Source organism: Pseudomonas nicosulfuronedens (genome assembly GCF_005877905.1).
Lineage (GTDB): Bacteria > Pseudomonadota > Gammaproteobacteria > Pseudomonadales > Pseudomonadaceae > Pseudomonas > Pseudomonas nicosulfuronedens.
In genome coordinates this window covers 1-17,796 of the sequence record NZ_SWDV01000027.1, presented here as the reverse complement: position 1 = coordinate 17,796, position 17,796 = coordinate 1, and the positions used below count along the sequence as shown (strand labels likewise).

15 protein-coding genes are annotated in these 17,796 nt (G+C 65.1%); 9 read left to right on the top strand and 6 right to left on the bottom strand.

Annotation, left to right across the window (positions count from 1 at the left end; translation table 11 throughout):
• The first annotated feature begins 73 nt into the window (after positions 1-73).
• Both FAS41_RS19835 and FAS41_RS19830 read left to right on the top strand, forming a co-directional pair.
• Positions 74-412: a ribonuclease E inhibitor RraB gene (locus FAS41_RS19835; protein WP_045208619.1), complete on the top strand. Its 339-nt coding sequence runs from the start codon at positions 74-76 to the stop codon at positions 410-412.
• A gap of 202 nt (positions 413-614) precedes the next feature.
• A complete protein-coding gene (locus tag FAS41_RS19830) occupies positions 615-1,319 on the top strand; it encodes a type 1 glutamine amidotransferase (RefSeq protein ID WP_138525157.1) in 705 nt (234 codons plus the stop codon).
• A 142-nt stretch (positions 1,320-1,461) separates the two neighbouring features.
• Here FAS41_RS19830 and FAS41_RS19825 read toward each other — a convergent pair whose 3' ends face one another.
• The 5 genes from FAS41_RS19825 to ydcS all read right to left on the bottom strand — a co-directional run bounded on the left by FAS41_RS19825 (position 1,462) and on the right by ydcS (position 7,208).
• Positions 1,462-2,886: a gamma-aminobutyraldehyde dehydrogenase gene (locus tag FAS41_RS19825; protein WP_138525156.1), complete on the bottom strand. Its 1,425-nt coding sequence runs from the start codon at positions 2,884-2,886 to the stop codon at positions 1,462-1,464.
• Positions 2,887-3,040: 154 nt separating this feature from the next.
• Positions 3,041-3,862 (bottom strand): ABC transporter permease, encoded by an 822-nt coding sequence (locus tag FAS41_RS19820; RefSeq protein WP_138525155.1) that lies wholly within the window; start codon positions 3,860-3,862, stop codon positions 3,041-3,043.
• Positions 3,852-4,703 (bottom strand): ABC transporter permease, encoded by an 852-nt coding sequence (locus FAS41_RS19815; RefSeq protein ID WP_246084904.1) that lies wholly within the window; start codon positions 4,701-4,703, stop codon positions 3,852-3,854. The genes FAS41_RS19820 and FAS41_RS19815 overlap by 11 nt, the downstream gene beginning before the upstream one ends.
• Positions 4,704-4,750: 47 nt before the next feature.
• Entirely contained in the window at positions 4,751-5,770 is a 1,020-nt protein-coding gene (locus FAS41_RS19810; RefSeq protein ID WP_138525153.1) for an ABC transporter ATP-binding protein, read from the bottom strand.
• A gap of 265 nt (positions 5,771-6,035) precedes the next feature.
• A complete protein-coding gene (gene ydcS / locus FAS41_RS19805; protein ID WP_138525152.1) occupies positions 6,036-7,208 on the bottom strand; it encodes a putative ABC transporter substrate-binding protein YdcS in 1,173 nt (390 codons plus the stop codon).
• Between the two features lie 351 nt (positions 7,209-7,559).
• Between ydcS and FAS41_RS19800 the strand changes: the two genes are divergently transcribed.
• The 4 genes from FAS41_RS19800 to FAS41_RS19785 all read left to right on the top strand — a co-directional run bounded on the left by FAS41_RS19800 (position 7,560) and on the right by FAS41_RS19785 (position 11,807).
• Positions 7,560-8,969: a circularly permuted type 2 ATP-grasp protein gene (locus FAS41_RS19800; protein WP_138525151.1), complete on the top strand. Its 1,410-nt coding sequence runs from the start codon at positions 7,560-7,562 to the stop codon at positions 8,967-8,969.
• Between the two features lie 270 nt (positions 8,970-9,239).
• Positions 9,240-10,187, top strand: coding sequence for an alpha-E domain-containing protein (locus tag FAS41_RS19795; protein WP_138525150.1), 948 nt, complete (start codon positions 9,240-9,242; stop codon positions 10,185-10,187).
• A complete protein-coding gene (locus FAS41_RS19790; protein WP_138525149.1) occupies positions 10,184-10,993 on the top strand; it encodes a transglutaminase family protein in 810 nt (269 codons plus the stop codon). Before FAS41_RS19795 ends, FAS41_RS19790 begins: the two co-directional genes overlap by 4 nt.
• Positions 10,994-11,072: 79 nt before the next feature.
• Positions 11,073-11,807: a proteasome-type protease gene (locus tag FAS41_RS19785; RefSeq protein ID WP_138525148.1), complete on the top strand. Its 735-nt coding sequence runs from the start codon at positions 11,073-11,075 to the stop codon at positions 11,805-11,807.
• 169 nt (positions 11,808-11,976) lie between these two features.
• Here the strand turns inward: FAS41_RS19785 and FAS41_RS19780 are convergent, their stop codons facing one another.
• Positions 11,977-12,780 (bottom strand): c-type cytochrome, encoded by an 804-nt coding sequence (locus tag FAS41_RS19780; protein WP_138525147.1) that lies wholly within the window; start codon positions 12,778-12,780, stop codon positions 11,977-11,979.
• Positions 12,781-13,469: 689 nt separating this feature from the next.
• Here FAS41_RS19780 and FAS41_RS19775 point away from each other — a divergent pair.
• The 3 genes from FAS41_RS19775 to FAS41_RS19765 all read left to right on the top strand — a co-directional run bounded on the left by FAS41_RS19775 (position 13,470) and on the right by FAS41_RS19765 (position 17,566).
• The gene (locus tag FAS41_RS19775; protein WP_138525146.1) at positions 13,470-14,675 is read left to right on the top strand and encodes an acetyl-CoA C-acetyltransferase; all 1,206 of its coding nucleotides are present in this window, start codon (positions 13,470-13,472) and stop codon (positions 14,673-14,675) included.
• A 17-nt stretch (positions 14,676-14,692) separates the two neighbouring features.
• Positions 14,693-16,837 carry a 3-hydroxyacyl-CoA dehydrogenase NAD-binding domain-containing protein gene (locus tag FAS41_RS19770; RefSeq protein ID WP_138525145.1) on the top strand — a complete coding sequence of 715 codons (2,145 nt, stop codon included), beginning with the start codon at positions 14,693-14,695 and terminating at the stop codon, positions 16,835-16,837.
• Between the two features lie 174 nt (positions 16,838-17,011).
• A complete protein-coding gene (locus FAS41_RS19765; protein WP_138525144.1) occupies positions 17,012-17,566 on the top strand; it encodes a cysteine hydrolase family protein in 555 nt (184 codons plus the stop codon).
• Positions 17,567-17,796: the final 230 nt, after the last annotated feature.

Below are 17,796 nucleotides of genomic sequence, written 5' to 3'. Positions count from 1 at the left end.
CGGAATACGCCCGCGCAGGGCGTGTTCGTTGGCGGGGAATACACTCTGAACGTCTCGAAAGGAGGTGCGTACCATGGAAAAGCCCCTCTCGGAGGATATCAGCGTCAACGTGTTGCGCCGGATGAAGGAAGGTGGTTTCGATTTCGCTCGTATTCATCCCATCGATTTTTTCGCCATCTTTTCCGATGAACAGAACGCCCGCAAAGCTGCCCGGCAGTTTCGCGGCGAGTCGCTGAGAACCCAGGTCGAAGCGCGCGATGACGGCGGCTGGAACCTGCAGATCAGCAAGGTGATGTTCGCCACCCATGCCGCCATCGGCGATTTCGAACACGACCTTGAGGAAGTCGTGGTGCCACTGGGCGGTACACTCGATGGATGGGGTGTGACCCAGGAGGTCACCTCCCTGCGTTGATCGCAACACGTCGTTGAGCCGTCGCAGGACGGCCGATCTTCTACCCGCGTCTCTACCCGCAAAGATGAAAATGCGCGCCGTTGCCAGCAGTGGCGGCGCGCCTTTCTTCGTGCGTGGGCGGCAGCAGTGCAAGAACGACCTTGCGGACACGCCCGGTTTCCTCCTCGCCACCGATGCGGCAGACTGCGGCGCGGAGGTAACCATGACCGATATCCTGATCCTGACCCACGTCGATTTCTGTCCGCCCGGCCACCTGGGGGCGGTGCTCGATCGTCTGCAACTGCCGTTCGACGTGCTTCGCGCCGATCTGGGCGAGTTGCAAGGCTACGACCTGGAACGACCGAAAGCCGTCGCCATCATGGGTGGCCCCATGAGTGTGAACGACGACCTGCCATGGTTGCGCGCCGAGATCGCCGCGATTCGCCGCTTCATCGAACGCGACGTGCCGATGGTCGGCCACTGCCTGGGTGGTCAGTTGCTGGCCAAGGCGCTGGGCGCCGATATCCACCGCCTGCCGTACACCGAACTGGGCTGGCAGCCGATGCGCCGCCAGGAAGGGCAGAGCCCGTGGCTGGCGCACCTGCCCGAGGAGTTCCCGATCTACCAGTGGCATGGCGATACCTTCGACATTCCCGAAGGCGCTACGCGCCTGCTCTCCAGCCCCTGGTGCGAGAACCAGGCGTTCAGCTTTGGCGAGCGCATCCTTGGTCTGCAGGGGCATCCGGAAATGACCGAAGAGCTGGTCAGCGGCTGGGTCAATGGCTTCCCGGAATACCTCGATCCGAGCCAGCCGAGTCAGGAAAGTGCTGACGTGATGCTTGCCAACCTGCCGCAGCGGGTGGCGGCCATGAACCGTGTGGCGGAAGGGTTCTACCATCACTGGCTGAAGCTGGCTGGATTAGTCTGATCGGCGCCCTGCACTCCGCCAGCGGTGCCGAGCGCGCCTTGTAGGATGGCGTGGAGCGTAGCGATACCCATCAATGCTGCGAGCCCATCAGCATGGGTATCGCTGCGCTCCTCCCATCCTACGGTTCATATGCTCAGCCGGTTCAGTGCTTGAACATGATGTGCCGCGCCACGGTGTAGTCCTCCAGGCCGTACATGGACAGGTCCTTGCCGTAGCCGGACTGCTTGAAGCCGCCGTGGGGCATTTCGCTGCACAACATGAAGTGGGTGTTCACCCAGGTGCAGCCGTATTGCAGGCGCGCGGCCACCCGTGAGGCGCGGCCGACATCCTTCGTCCACACCGATGAGGCAAGTCCGTAATCGGAGTCGTTCGCCCAGCGCACCGCCTCGTCCGCATCGCTGAACGGGGTCACCGAGACCACCGGGCCGAACACTTCGCGGCGGACGATCTCGTCGTCCTGCTGGGCGTTGGCCACCACAGTCGGTTCGTAGAAGAAGCCCTTGCCGCTGACCATCTTGCCGCCAGTAGCGATCTGGATGTGCGGGCTGGCCTTGGCCCGTTCGATGAAGCCGGAGACCCGGTCGCGCTGGGCCGCAGTGATCAGCGGGCCGAGTTCGGTATTCGGGTCGTTCTGCAGGCCGGTCTTGAGGCTCGATACCGCACTGGCGAGGTCGGCGACGAAATTGTCGTAGACCTTCTTGCCGGCGTAGATGCGGCAGGCCGCGGTGCAGTCCTGCCCGGCGTTGTAGAAACCGAAGGTGCGGATGCCGGCGATCACGTCCTGCAGGTCGGCATCGTCGAAGACGATCACCGGGGCCTTGCCGCCCAGCTCCATGTGCAGGCGCTTCACGCTGTCGGCGGCGCTCTTGATGATGGCCTTGCCGGTGCCCACCGAGCCGGTCAGCGAGACCATGCGCACCAGATCATGGCTGACCAGCGGTGCGCCCACGCTCGGGCCGCGGCCGAACACCATGTTCACCACGCCGGCAGGGAACAGCTCGGCGATGAATTCGGCCACCCGCAGGGCGGTCAGCGGAGTCTGTTCCGAGGGCTTGAGCACCACGCAGTTGCCGGCGGCCAGTGCCGGGCCAAGCTTCCATGCCGCCATCATCAGCGGGTAATTCCAGGGCGCGATGGAGGCGACCACGCCCACCGGGTCGCGGCGAATCATCGAGGTGAAACCGGGCAGGTACTCGCCAGCGGCGGAACCGGGCAGCACACGACAGGCGCCGGCGAAGAAGCGGAAGACATCGGCGATAGCCGGGATCTCATCGTTCAGCGCGGCCGCGTAGGGCTTGCCGCAGTTGTCCGATTCCAGTTTGGCCAGTTCCTCGGCATGCTCCTCGATGCGATCGGCCAGACGCAACAGGAGCATGGCGCGGTCCTTCGGCGCGGTCTGCGACCAGCTGTCGAAGGCGGCATCGGCGGCGCGCATGGCCGTGTCCACCTGGGCTTCGCTGGCTTCGGCGACCTGGCCGATCACTTCGCCCGTGGCGGGGTTGAGGACGTCCAGCTTCGCGCCTTCGCCGGCGACGAACTGGCCGTTGATCAGCAGTTTGGTTTGCATGGGGCTCCTCCGTAGTGGGTTTCCCTCTCTCCAACCCTCTCCCTGAAGGGAGAGGGAGCTGTCCGTGCCGGCGAAAACGGTCGTTTCCTCCTGCGCCGTTCCAGTCCCCTCTCCCTTCAGGGGTAGGGCTAGGGAGGGGGCGCTTGGCACGGGATCATTTGCCGCTCCCCGCGACGTCGCTGGTGCCGCGCGTGAGGTAATACGCGCCGAGGATCGGCAGCATGGTGGCGAGCATCACCAGCATCGCCACCACGTTGGTCACGGGCACGTCGCGCGGGCGGGTCAGCTGGTTGAGCAGCCACAGCGGCAGGGTGCGCTCGTGGCCGGCGGTGAAGGTGGTGACGATGATCTCGTCGAACGACAGGGCGAAGGCCAGCATGCCGCCGGCCAGCAGCGCCGTGGCAATGTTCGGCAGGATGATGTAGCGGAAGGTCTGCCAGCCGTCGGCGCCCAGGTCCATGCTCGCTTCGATCAGGCTGAACGACGTGCGGCGGAAGCGTGCGATCACGTTGTTGTAGACGATCACCACGCAGAAGGTCGCGTGGCCGATGACGATGGTCAGCAAGCCCGGTTCGATCCCCAGCGTCTTGAACGCCGAGAGCAGGGCGATACCGGTGATGATGCCGGGCAGGGCGATGGGCAGGATCAGCATCAGCGAGATGCTTTCCTTGCCGAAGAAGTCGCGACGGTACAGCGCGCCGGCGGCCAGGGTGCCGAGGACCATGGCGATCAGCGTGGCCACGCAGGCGATCTTCACCGACAGCCAGATGGAGTCGAGCACGTCACCGCGCCCGAAGGCGATGCTGAACCACTTCAGGGTGAAGCCCTGCAGCGGGAAGCTGTACGCCGACTCCTCGGTGTTGAAGGCGTAGAGCAGGATCACCAGGATCGGAAAGTGCAGGAACAGCAGCCCGCCCCAGGCGGCCAGGCGCAGGAACCAGGAGGGGCGATCGGTGGAGTGGGCGTCAGAGCGCATCGAAGGCCCCCAGTCGCTTGGCGATGGACAGGTAGACAGCGATCAGCACGATGGGCACCAGGGTGAACGCCGCCGCCAGCGGCATGTTGCCCACCGCGCCCTGCTGCACATAGACCATGGTGCCGATGAACAGCCCGCTGGGGCCGACCAGCTGGGGGATGATGAAGTCGCCCAGGGTCAGGCTGAAGGTGAAGATCGAGCCGGCCACGACGCCAGGGAAGGCCAGCGGCAGGATGACCTGGAAGAAGGTCTGCCGCGGGTGCGCACCGAGGTCGGCCGAAGCCTGCAGCAGTGACGGCGGTAGGCGCTCCAGGGCGGCCTGGATCGGCAGGATCATGAACGGCAGCCAGATGTAGGTGAATACCCAGAAGCGCCCGATGTGCGAGGTCGACAGGGTGTTGCCACCCACGCCGGGTACTTCCAGCAGCAGGTCCAGCAGGCCGAGCAGGTGCAGGTGCTCGATCACCCAGTAGAGGATGCCGCCCTTGGCCAGGATCACCGTCCAGGCATAGGCCTTGACGATATAGCTGGCCCACATCGGCAGCATTACCGCGATGTAGAAGAAGGCTTTTTCCTTGGGCCCGGCATAGCGCGCCATGTAGTAGGCGATGGGGAAGGCGAGGAGGGCGCTGGCCACCGACACGGCAATCGCCATGCTGAAAGTGCGCAGCACGATGTCGTAGTTGGCCGGGTTGAACAGGGCCTTGTAGTTGGCCAGGGTCAGGTCCGGCGTCACCGCCATGGTGAAGTCGTCGAAGGTGTAGAAGCTCTGCCAGAGCAAGGCGAACAGCGAGCCGATGTAGATCACGCCGAACCACAGCAACGGCGGGATCAGCAGCATCAGCAGGTAGAGCGTGCTGCGCCGGTAGAGAAAGCTGGAGATCGCCCTCACGTTGCCGGCTCCTCGAGCAGCGGCACCAGCGCGCTGCGTGCCCAACAGGCGGTTACCGCGTCACCGGGTTGCGGCCTTTGCTCCTCGCGTTCGCCGTTGGGCAGGGCGGCGACCAGCCGCACGCCGTTCTCCAACTCGATCTCGTAGCGGCTGCTCGCGCCCATGTATTGCACGTCGAACAGGGTGCCGCTGACTTCCAGTTCCCCTTCGCCGGCATGGCCGAAGCGCACGTGCTCGGGGCGCAGCGAGTGCGGGCGGGATTCGCCGAGCAGGCGCTGGGCGAGGTCCCCGCGCAGCACGTTGGCGGTACCGACGAACTCGGCGACGAAGCGCGTGGCGGGGCGGCGGTAGAGATTGCCGGGAGTGTCGACCTGTTCGATGCGGCCCTTGTTGAACACCGCCACGCGGTCGGACATGGACAGCGCTTCGCTCTGGTCATGGGTGACGAAGATGAAGGTGATGCCGAGCTGGCGCTGCAGCTTCTTCAGTTCCACCTGCATCTGCTCGCGCAACTTGAGGTCCAGAGCGCCGAGAGGCTCGTCCAGCAGCAGTACGCGCGGGCGATTGACCAGGGCACGGGCCAGGGCAACACGCTGGCGCTGGCCGCCGGAGAGCTGCGCCGGCTTGCGCTTGCCGTACCCGGCCAGGGCGACCATGCCGAGGGCCTCTTCGGCGCGGTGGTAGCGTTCGGCCTTGGCTACGCCTTTTACCTTCAGGCCGTAGGCAACGTTGTCCAGCACGCTCATGTGGGGGAACAGCGCATAGTCCTGGAACACCGTGTTTACGTCGCGCTCGTAAGGTGGCAGGCCTGCCGCTTCCGCGCCGTGGATGCGGATGGAGCCGGAGGTGGGCTGCTCGAAGCCGGCGATCAGCCGCAGGCAAGTGGTCTTGCCCGATCCGGAGGGGCCGAGCATGGAGAAGAACTCGCCGTCGCGGATCTCGATGGACACCGAATCGACGGCACGCACCTCACCGTAGTGACGGCTCACGTCAGTGAACTGGACGGCTGTGGTCATGCTGCTGGCTACCTGATTGGCGGGGCTGCATCAGAAAAGGTAGCGCATGGGGGGAAGGGCGCTTGGTCAGCGGGAGGCCATGGTGTGGCTGATGCTGTGTTCCCTCTCCCTGAAGGGAGAGGGGACTGGATCGGCATCAAGCGTAATCACGGCTTCAACCTGCGCCCAAGCATGCCTTTTGCACGGCTGCATGCCTGAATCGGATACCCCCTCTCCCTTCAGGGAGAGGGCAGGGTAGAGGGGCTTTCAGGCGAGCAATACAGCGTCACCTCCCGCCCATGATCGCGATGTAGTCCTGTGTCCACCGGCTGTACGGCACGCACTGGCCTTGCTCGCACTTGGCCTGTGGAGTCTTCCAGAAAGCGATGCGGTCGAACTGGTCATAGCCGTTGTTCGCGCAGCCCTGGGCGCCGAGCAGCTGGCTGCCGGTGCAGCCGTCCGGAACCGCTGGCACCGAGCCGAACCAGGCGGCGACGTCACCCTGTACCTTGGGCTCCAGCGACCAGTTCAGCCACTTGTAGGCGCAGACCGGGTGCTTGGCGTCGACGTGCATCATGGTGGTATCGGCCCAGCCAGTGACACCTTCGCCGGGGATGGTCGAGGCGATCGGCTGCTTCTCGCCCTGCAGCGCGTTCACCTGGTATGGCCAGGAGCCGGAAGCCGCCACGCCCTCGTTCTTGAAGTCGCTCATCTGCACCGTCGCGTCGTGCCAGTAGCGGTGGATCAGCTTCTGCTGTTCGCGCAGCAGCTTGAGGGCGGCGGCGTACTGCTCCTCGTTGAGTTCGTAAGGATCCTGGATGCCCAGCTTGGGCTCGGCGGTCTTCAGGTAGAGCGCCGCGTCGGCGATGTAGATCGGGCCGTCATAGGCCTGCACGCGGCCCTTGTTGCTCTTGCCGTCGGGCAGCTTCTGCTCGCTGAACACCACGCTCCAGCTGTCCGGCGCCTTGGGGAAGACCTTGGTGTTGTACATCAGCACGTTCGGCCCCCACTGGTAGGGCGTGCCGAAGTGCTTGCCATCCACGGTGTGCCAGGGCGCGTCCTGCAGGCGCTTGTCGACGTTCTTCCAGTTGGGCACCAGGGCGATATTGATCGGCTGCACGCGCTTGCCATAGACCAGCCGCAGTGAGGCGTCGCCGGAGGCGGTAACCAGGTCGTAGCCGCCCTTGGCCATCAGGCTGACCATCTCGTCGGAGGTGGCGGCCGTCTTCACGTTGACCTTGCAGCCGGAGTCTTTCTCGAACTGGCTGACCCAGTCGTAGTTCTTGTCGCTCTCGCCGCGTTCGATGTAGCCGGGCCAGGCGATGATATCCAGCGCCCCTTCGGGGTTGCCCAGCTGTTTGAGCGCTTCGGCGGCCTGCAACGAACCGCTGGCGAGCAGGCTGGCGCCGACGAAGGCCAGCGCCGCGACTTTCACTGAAAAGAATGGCACGGATGACATGGACGGACTCCTGTTGTTCTACGTTGTGGGAGCCACTGCGATACCAGCGCGCAGAAAATTGGCACCTCTGTTGATCGCGGCATGTCCATGGGAAATGGGCACGCTCTTGCAGCGTAGTTCCGGCCCCAGAGGCTGACAAGAAAGCCCCCGGCACCCCGCAAAGGCCCGCCACATGGCGCTCGCGGCTCCAAACGGGGCGATCCGGGGTTGCTGGCCGACAAAATCGCACCGCTCTGGTGCGGGGCGGCCGGGCAACCTTCGCAAGTCATTGAACGAACAGGAATTCGACCTCTGGCACGGGCCTTGCGACGGTTCCTTCAGCCGAGGACGAGCGGCAACAAGGAGTAGAAGATGGCTCGGGTGTTCTATGACGAAATGCATGACGCCGCTGGCGCCTGCCGACCGCACTACACGGAGTTCGCCCGCTGGCTGGCGGACATGCCCGGCGAACAGCTGCAGCAGCGTCGCCGCGAGGCCGACCTGTTGTTCTATCGCGCCGGGATTACCTTCACGTTGTACGGCGACGACCAGGGCACCGAACGCCTGATCCCCTTCGACACCATCCCGCGCAGCATTCCCGCCAGCGAGTGGAAGATCATCGAGGCCGGCTGCATCCAGCGGGTGCAGGCGCTCAACCTGTTTCTCGCCGATCTCTACCATGACCAGCGCATCCTCAAGGAAGGCCTGATCCCACCCGAGCAGGTGCTGGCCAACGACCAGTACCAACTGGCCATGCAGGGCCTGGACGTGCCCGGCAACGTTTACGCGCACATCGCCGGCATCGACCTGGTGCGCGACGGCAATGGCGCGTACTACGTGCTCGAGGACAACCTGCGCACCCCCAGCGGCGTCTCCTACATGCTGGAGAACCGCAAGATGATGATGCGCCTGTTCCCGGAGCTGTTCTCCGCCCAGCGCATCGCGCCCATCGACCACTACCCGAACCTGCTGCTGGACACTCTGCGCAACTCCAGCCCGCTGGACAATCCCAGCGTGGTGGTGCTCACGCCGGGCCGATTCAACAGCGCTTACTTCGAGCACGCCTTCCTCGCTCGCGAGATGGGCGTGGAGCTGGTGGAAGGCGCCGACCTGTTCGTTCGCGACGAGCGCGTCTACATGCGTACTACCGCCGGCCCGCAGCAGGTGGACGTGATCTACCGGCGCATCGACGACGACTTCCTCGACCCGCTGGCCTTCAACCCCGACTCCATGCTCGGCGTGCCCGGCCTGCTGGCTGCCTACCGCGCCGGCAACGTGGTGCTGGCCAACGCCATCGGTACCGGCGTGGCCGACGACAAGTCGGTCTATCCGTACGTACCGGAGATGATCCGCTTCTACCTCGACCAGGAGCCGATCCTGCACAACGTGCCCACCTGGCAATGCCGCCGGCCGCAGGACCTGTCCCACGTGCTGGCGCACCTGCCCGAGCTGGTGGTGAAGGAAGCCCAGGGCTCCGGTGGCTACGGCATGCTGGTGGGACCGGCGTCGACCAGCGCCGAGATCGAAGCCTTCCGCGCCCGGCTCATGGCCCGCCCGGAGGCCTACATCGCGCAGCCGACCCTGAGCCTGTCGACCTGCCCGACCTTCGTCGAGAACGGTATCGCCCCGCGCCACATCGACCTGCGGCCCTTCGTGCTGTCCGCGCCGGACAACGTGCGCCTGGTGCCCGGTGGCCTGACCCGCGTGGCGCTGCGCGAAGGCTCGCTGGTGGTCAATTCGTCACAAGGTGGCGGTACCAAGGACACCTGGGTGGTGGAGTAGACGCTGCGTCCTCACAGTGAATGACGACCCCGCTGCGCCCCGAAAGGCGCAAGGTTCGGAAGAGAAGGAGGTTTCAGTGAATACCGATGAAACACGAGTTGCATCAGCTTGCGCCTTTCGGGGCACAGCCCTGCGGGTTGGCGCTGTGGGCCTGCCATGCGTCGTTGCGGGACTGGGTGAGGGGCCGACCATCACCGGCGTCCCGCGTCTAGCCTGGCAGGCCCCCATCACCAACGTGGTTCGCCATTAACTGTAAGGACGCACCGCATCATGCTGAGCCGTACCGCTTCCGACCTGTACTGGATGTCGCGTTACCTGGAACGCGCCGAGAACCTCGCGCGCATGCTCGACGTGTCCTACTCGCTGTCGCTGATGCCGCAGGATGGCCGTGGCGATGGCCTGGAGGAACTGGCCATGCCGCTGCGCATCACCGGCAACCTGGACGCCTACCTGGCCCGCCACGGCGAACTGCACGCCGAGCGATTGCTGAACTTCTTCGCGCTGGATGCGCAGAACCCCACCAGTATCTATTCCTGCTTCGGTGCCGCCCGCGCCGGCGCCCATGCGGTGCGCGGACGGATCACCACCGACATGTGGGAGAACATCAACGCCACCTGGCTGGAGATGCGCGACATCGCCCACCAGGGTCTGCTGCGCTACGGCATCAGCCACTTCTGCGAATGGGTGAAGGACCGTTCGCACCTGTTCCGCGGGGCCACGTTCGGCACCAGCATGCGCAACGACGCCTTCCACTTCATTCGCCTGGGCACCTACATCGAGCGTGCCGACAACACCCTGCGCCTGCTCGATGCGCGCAACCAGATCCTCGGCGGCGACCAGGGGCCGGCCGAAGGTTCCGCGCGCGGCTACTACCAGTGGACCGCACTGCTGCGCGCCTTGTCGGCCTTCGAGGGCTACACCGAGCTGTACCGCGACGCCCTCAACGCCCGCAACATCGCCGAACTCCTGCTGCTGCGCGAAGACGTCCCGCGCTCGCTGCTGGCCTGCGCCGAGGAGCTGCGCCAGATCCTCGCCAGCCTGCCCGGCGCCAACGGCCGTCCGGCCCAGCGCATGGCCGCCGAACTGGAAGCCCGGGTGCGCTACACCGGCATCGACGAAGTGCTGGATGCCGGCCTGCACGCCTGGATCACCGAACACATCGGGCTGGTTCGCCAGCTCGCCAACGCCATTCACAGCTCGTATCTGGAGGCCGCATGAAACTCTCCATCCGCCATGACACCACTTACCGCTACGAAGACCAGGTGCGCGCGAGCATCCAGTACCTGCGCCTGACGCCACAGGAAAGCGAGCGCCAGCACGTGCTCGACTGGCAGTTGCACCTGCCGCGCCCGGCTCATCCGCAGCGCGATGCCTATGGCAACATTCTCCATGTACTGACCCTGGACGAGCCCCACGAGGCCATCGTCATCGCCGCCCATGGCCAGGTGGAAATCGACGTGGAGAACGAGTGCGAGCACGATCACCTGTCGCCATTGCCGTTCCTGCGCAGCACCCGCCTGACGCTGGCCGATGGTGCGCTGCAGGAATTCGCCCGCGCCCAGTGCGCCGAGCGCCGTGACCGCAAGGCGATGATCCAGCTGATGCAGGCGTTGCATGATCGCATCGCTTACGTGCCCGGCTCGACCCAGGTGGACAGTACCGCCGCCGAAGCCTTCGCGGCCGGGCAGGGCGTCTGCCAGGACCATGCCCACGCTTTCCTCGCTTGCCTGCGTTACCTGGGTGTGCCGGCGCGCTACGTCTCCGGCTATCTCTACACCGACGCCGAGGAACACCTGGCCAGCCACGCCTGGGCCGAGGCCTGGCTGGACGACGCCTGGTACAGCTTCGACGTGACCAATGTGCTTGACCGCCCGGAGCGCCACCTGAAGCTGGCCGTCGGCCTGGACTACCTCGACGCCTGCCCGGTGCGCGGCATGCGACGGGGTGGCGGGGGCGAGCAGATGCATGCGCGCGTGACGGTGGCGCCGGGGCACCTGCAGCAGGCCCAGCAGATGCAACAGTGAGCAGGCGTGGCGAAAGGCCTGGCACCGGCTTAAGATCGGTGCCAGCTTTCCCGCTCCGTGAACCTGCCATGAGATCGTCATGACCTACTGCGTTGCCATGAACCTCGCCCAAGGCCTGGTCTTCGTTTCCGATTCGCGCACCAATGCCGGCGTCGACAACATCGCCGTGTTCCGCAAGCTGCATATCTTTGGCACGCCGGGGGAGCGGCTGATCGTGGTGCAGAGCGCCGGCAACCTGGCCACCTCGCAATCGGTGATCAGCACGCTGCGCCAGCGCATGGGCGGCGACGGACCGAACCTGGGGAATGTCGAGAACCTGTTCGAGGCGGCCCGGCTGGTAGGCTCGACCCTGCGCGAGGTAGTCGATCACGACGAGAACATCGGCCAGAACCAGGGTGTCGACCTGGGCAGCTCGTTCCTTGTCGGTGGGCAGATCGGCACGGAAGTGCCGCGCCTGTTCAACGTCTACCCGCAGGGCAACTTCATCGAGTCCTGCCGTGATACGCCCTACTTCCAGATCGGCGAGAGCAAGTACGGCAAGCCGATCATCGACCGCGCCATGAGCTACGCCACGCCGCTGGAGCAGGCCCTGCGCTGCGCGCTGATCAGCTTCGATTCGACCATCCGCAGCAACCTCTCGGTGGGCATGCCGCTGGACCTGCTGGTCTACCGCGAGGGCAGCCTGGAAGTGCCGGCGGGGTATCGCATCCAGGAAGGCGATGCGTACTTCGAGGGCATTCGCGGGCAGTGGGGCGCCGGGTTACGCCAGTTGCTCGGCGAATTGCCAGCCCCGCCGGGGGATTACTGGCACTGAGGCTTCGCGGCTGGGCGGGTTCGCGAGCAAGCTCGCTCCTACCAGAGCCGCACCGAACTCGCTTTTCGTAGGAGCGAGCTTGCTCGCGAACCGCATCGATCCTAACCCCCGCTGTCCCCGGTTGGCGGATAACGCTGGCGCGTTATGCGTCCTACGTAAGCGTCGGGTTTCAGCTCCCGGCCTTCACCTTCCGCCCCGCCATGTGCTTCAGGTAGGCCAGGATCTCATCCAGCTCCCGGTCGCTGATCACGTCCGCCGGGAAGCCCTTCATCCGCGCCTCCGGCCAGTGCCGCAGGCTCTGTGGGTCGCGGATGTACTGTTTGAGATAGCCGGCGGCAAAGTATTCGGTGGGGTTGTGCGGCAGGTTCAGGTCCGGGCCGAACTGCGAATCCCCGGCGCCATTCAGGCGATGGCAGGCCAGGCAGTTCTTCTGGAACTGGGCAAACCCCTTCTGCGCCGACTCAGGTGCATTCTTCGCTGGCAGCAAAGCCGGGAAGCGCTCGGCCAGCGGCTTCAGGTAGCGAATGATGGCGACCTGGAACGGCCATTGCTCCGGGCCGACGCCGGCGGCCTTCGGGTCGGTCCACACCAGATAGAACGGCCCGGCGGACGGCTTGCCTTCGCCCAGCTTCGGCCAGGGTTTATCGGGCTCCTCGATGGCCAGCCAGGCGCGTGCGCCTTTTTCCTCCAGTAGCGGTGCAGCCGGCAGTTCAGCGGCAAAGCCGTCCAGCGCCACGGCCTGCAGGTGATCTCCGGGGTTCACGCTTTGCAGCAACGCTGCCAGCGGCACCGCGCGGTAACGCATGGTGCGGTTGTAGGAGACGTCGGCGGGCACGTCGATGTCCTGCGCCTTGGGGTTGGCCAACAGTTGTTCCGTGCTGAAGTCGTGCTTGCCGTCGGGCAATTCCAGGGTGAGCGTGGCGGCGAAAGTGGTCGGGCAGAGCAGGAGCAGCGTCAGCAGCAGTGGGCGCATGGTCGCATCCGTGGCGGAGAAGGGCCGCGGAACATTAGCAGAGGTGTGGGGGCTACAGGAGGTAGGTGGCTCCCGCGCTGCGTTGACCGTGGCTCGCGGATGGCGGCACGCGGTACGCAGCGGCGGGGTAGCCGGGTGTTGGCCCTAGCCGACCAGACGACTCAGATTGGGGATGATCAGTACGACAGTGGTTGCGAAGACGATCAGGCTTGCCTGACGCCATTTTCTCGATTGTTTGTCCATGATGTCCTTCCGCCTTTCTTGTTCTTGGCACTGCCCACTCACGGCCTGTTGGTAGTGGAGCCTGCACCTTGGCTTCTGGTTTTTCGAACCGCTCCGGCAAACCCGGCAGCGGCACTCTTCGCATCATCTGCACGCTTTTCATTCACTGCATATCGGAGTCTAAGCCTAGTGCCGCGCGGGCTTAGACCATCTGGCAGCAAGTGATGCAGTTCCAGGCATATTCCCTCTATATGACCGCGGCGTGACAGCTCTGTTCAGCTTTTCGACCGTTCGTCTGCCTGCTCCGATAGCCTCTTGCCAGAGCCTTCGCCCCAGTCGCCGCCGGTCGGTGGCTGAGCGTGGCGGTCAATTGCGCTGAGCGCTGCGGTCATTGCCCCCGGCCGATACGTCGCTAAGGTAGGCCGACACGCCACGCCTGCGTGACGACAACTCTAAGAGAGAACGCCATGACCGAAGCATTCATTTACGACGCGGTGCGTACTCCCCGCGGCAAGGGCAAGAAGGACGGCGCGCTGCACAGCGTCAAGCCGGTCAACCTGATGGCCGGAGTCCTGCGCGCACTGCAGCAGCGCAACCAGCTCGACACGGCCCAGGTCGACGACATCGTCCTGGGCTGCGTGACTCCGGTGGGCGACCAGGGCTCGGACATCGCCAAGACTGCCGCGCTGGTGGCCGACTGGGATGAGCAGGTTGCCGGCGTACAGATCAACCGTTTCTGCGCCTCGGGCCTGGAAGCGGTCAACCTGGGCGCCATGAAGGTGCGCTCGGGCTTCGAGGACCTGGTGGTGGTCGGTGGCGTGGAATCCATGTCCCGCGTGCCCATGGGCTCCGACGGCGGCGCCTGGGCGCTGGACCCGGAAACCAACCTGCACACCAGCTTCGTGCCCCAGGGCATCGGCGCCGACCTGATCGCCACCCTGGAAGGCTTCAGCCGTGCTGACGTCGATGCCTTCGCCCTGCGCTCCCAGCAGAAGGCCGCCAAGGCCCGCGCCGAAGGGCTGTTCGCTAAGTCCCTGGTGCCGGTCACCGACCAGAACGGCATCGTCCTGCTCGACCATGACGAGTTCATCCGCGCCGACTCGACCCTCGAAGGCCTCGGCGCGCTCAAGCCCAGCTTCGAGATGATGGGGCAGATGGGCTTCGACGCCAGCGCGCTGCGCAAGTACAGCTTTGTCGAACGCATCGAGCACGTGCATACGCCGGGCAACAGCTCCGGCATCGTCGACGGCGCCACCGCCATGCTCATCGGCTCCGAGGCCAAGGGCCGCGAGCTGGGCCTGAAGGCCCGCGGGCGCATCGTCGCCACGGCGGTGACCAGTACCGACCCGACCATCATGCTCACCGGCCCCGCGCCGGCAACCCGCAAGGCGCTGGCCAAGGCCGGTTTGAAGGCCGAGGACATCGACCTCTACGAGGTGAACGAAGCCTTCGCCTCGGTGGTGATGAAGTTCATGAAGGACATGGGCGTGCCGGAGAGCAAGGTCAACGTCAACGGTGGATCCATCGCCATGGGCCACCCGCTGGGCGCCACCGGCTGCATGATCCTCGGCACCCTGCTGGACGAGCTGGAGCGGCGCAACCTGCGCTTCGGCCTGGCCACCCTCTGCGTGGGTGGCGGCATGGGTATCGCGACGATTATCGAAAGGGTTTGAGGCCGGAGAACAAGAAAATGACCGACGCCATCCGCTATGAGAAAGGCCAGGACAACATCGTCGTCCTGACCATGGACATGCCCGGCCAGAGCGCCAACACCATGAACGGTGTGTATCGCGAGGCCATGGCCGCCACCGTCGCGCGCCTGGAAGCTGAGAAGGACTCGATCGCCGGCGTGGTGATCACTTCCGCGAAGAAGACCTTCTTCGCCGGCGGCGATCTGAATGAACTGATCAAGGTGACCAAGGCTGACGCCCAGGCCTTCTACGAAGGCATCCTGGTCCTGAAAGGTCAGCTGCGTCGCCTGGAAACCCTCGGCAAACCGGTGGTCGCCGCCATCAATGGCGCGGCGTTGGGCGGTGGCTGGGAAATCTGCCTGGCCTGCCACCACCGCATCGCCCTGGACGAAAGCCACGTCCAGCTCGGCCTGCCGGAAGTCACCCTGGGCCTGCTGCCCGGCGGCGGCGGCGTGGTGCGCATGGTGCGCCTGCTCGGTCTGGAGAAGGCCCTGCCGTACCTGGCCGAAGGCAAGAAAGTACGCCCGGATCAGGCGCTCAAGGCTGGCCTGATTCACCAGCTGGCTTCCAGCCGCGAAGAACTGCTGAGCAAGGCCCGCGAGTGGATCGCTGCCAACCCGGCCGCCAAGCAGCCGTGGGACAGCGCCGGCTACAAGATCCCCGGCGGCACGCCGTCCAGCCCGGCCGTGGCGCAGATGCTGGCCATCGCACCGTCGGTGCTGCGCGACAAGACCAAGGGCTGCTTCCCGGCGCCGGAGAAGATCATGTGCGCCGCCGTCGAAGGCGCGCAGGTGGACTTCGATACCGCCCAACTGATCGAGGCGCGCTACTTCACCGAACTGACCACCGGCCAGGTGGCGAAGAACATGATTGGCACCTTCTGGTTCCAGCTCAACGAGATCAACGCCGGCAAGTCGCGCCCGCAAGGCATCCCGCCGCAGCAGACGAAGAAGGTCGGGGTAGTCGGTGCCGGCATGATGGGCGCGGGCATCGCCTACGTCTCGGCCGCCGCCGGTATCGAGGTAGTGCTCAAGGACGTGTCCATCGAAGCGGCGGAGAAGGGCAAGGCCTATTCCGCCGGCCTGCTGGACAAGAAGGTCGGCCGGGGCCAGATGAGCGCCGAGAAGCGCGATGCCTTCCTCGCCCGGATCAAGCCGACTGCCAGCGACGCCGACTTCGAAGGTTGCGACCTGATCATCGAAGCGGTGTTCGAGGACCGCGGCCTGAAGGCCAAGGTCAGCGCCGCCGCCGAATCCGCCGCGCTGCCGGACGCGGTGATCGCCTCCAATACCTCGACCCTGCCGATCACCGGCCTGGCCGAAGCGGTGGTGCAGCCGCAGAAATTCATCGGCCTGCATTTCTTCAGCCCGGTGGACAAGATGCCGCTGGTAGAAATCATTCGTGGCGAGAAGACCGACGACGTCACCCTGGCCCGTGCCTTCGACTACGTCTTGCAGATCAAGAAGACCCCGATCGTGGTCCACGACAGCCGCGGTTTCTTCACCTCCCGCGTGTTCGGCACCTTCACCAACGAAGGCCTGGCCATGCTCGGCGAGGGCGTGTCGGCGGCGATGATCGAGAACCAGGCGCGCCAGGCCGGCATGCCGGTGGGTCCGCTGGCGATCAGCGACGAAGTGTCCATGAGCCTGATGACCCACATTCGCGAGCAGACTCGCAAGGACCTGGAAGCCGAGGGCAAGCAATTGCCCAAGCACCCGGCCTTCGCCGTGGTGGATCTGATGGTCAATGAGTACAAGCGTCCGGGCAAAGCCGCCGGCGCGGGTTTCTACGACTATCCCGCCAACGGCAAGAAGCACCTGTGGCCGGAGCTGAAGCAGCGCTTCGAGAAGGCTGACGCGCAGATCTCCGCCGAGGATGTGCGTGACCGCATCCTCTTCGTGCAGGCTATCGAGACAGTACGTTGCGTGGAGGAGGGCGTACTGACCTCCACTGCCGACGCCAACATCGGCTCGATCTTCGGCATCGGCTTTGCGGCCTGGAGCGGCGGCGCGCTGCAGTTCATCAACCAGTACGGGCTGAAGGACTTCGTCGCCCGCGCCCAGTACCTGGCCGAGCAGTACGGCGAGCGCTTCCTGCCGCCGGCGCTGCTGCTGGAGAAGGCTGCGCGCAACGAGAGCTTCTGACGGGCTCTTCATAGGAGCGAGCTTGCTCGCGAACGGGCTCGCAGCGGGATTGGGTTCGCGAGCAAGCACTGGGCGTCCTCCTCGCTCCTACAGAAAAGCCGGCCGTGGTGGCCGGTTTTTTCTTGCCTGTTCAGGCCGTAGGATGGCGTCTTCCTACTCGCAAGGAGCGCCTCGATGACCCCTCCCGCCCTGTTGATCATCGACCAGCAGCAAGGTATGCGCACGAGCCCCGAGCCGCGCAACAACCCGCAGGCCGAACGTCGCATCGGTGAACTGCTGGCTGCCTGGCGTCGGAAAGGCTGGCCGCTGGTGCATATCCGCCATATCTCGCGTAGTCCGGGGTCGCCGTTCTGGCCGGGTCAGCCAGGTGCGGAGTTCCAGCCGGAGCTGGCGCCGCTGGATAGCGAGCACGTGGTGGAAAAGAACGTCCCGGACGCTTTCATCAGCAGCGGCCTGGAGCGTTGGTTGCGCGTGCGGGGCATCGAGATGGTGGTGATCTGCGGCGTCAGCACCAACAACTCGGTGGAGGCCACGGCGCGCACAGCGGGGAACCTGGGATTCGCTACACGGGTGGTGGCGGACGCCTGTTTCACCTTCGACAAGCGCGATTTCAATGGGGTGCAACGCAGCGCCGAAGAGGTTCACGCCATGTCCCTGGCCAACCTGCAGGGCGAGTACGCGCAGGTCATGGACACGAACTTGGTGCTGCAAAGGTTGTCCATCGGCTGAATCCTTGCCAACCGGCCGTCACTCCTGTGCATCGGTGCAATTGAAGGAAGTCGGTTTTTCCGGTATTTCCCCTGAAATTCCTACACAAGAATCGGCTCCGGCATCTTGTGTGGTGAAAAAATAGGGCGTAATTTTCACGCGCGTTTCATCAGTGTCAGGAAAACCATTCTTACCGACCCTGTTCCAGCGGCATCGGCCGCCGGAGCTCAAGCATAGTCAAGGGAATGTGA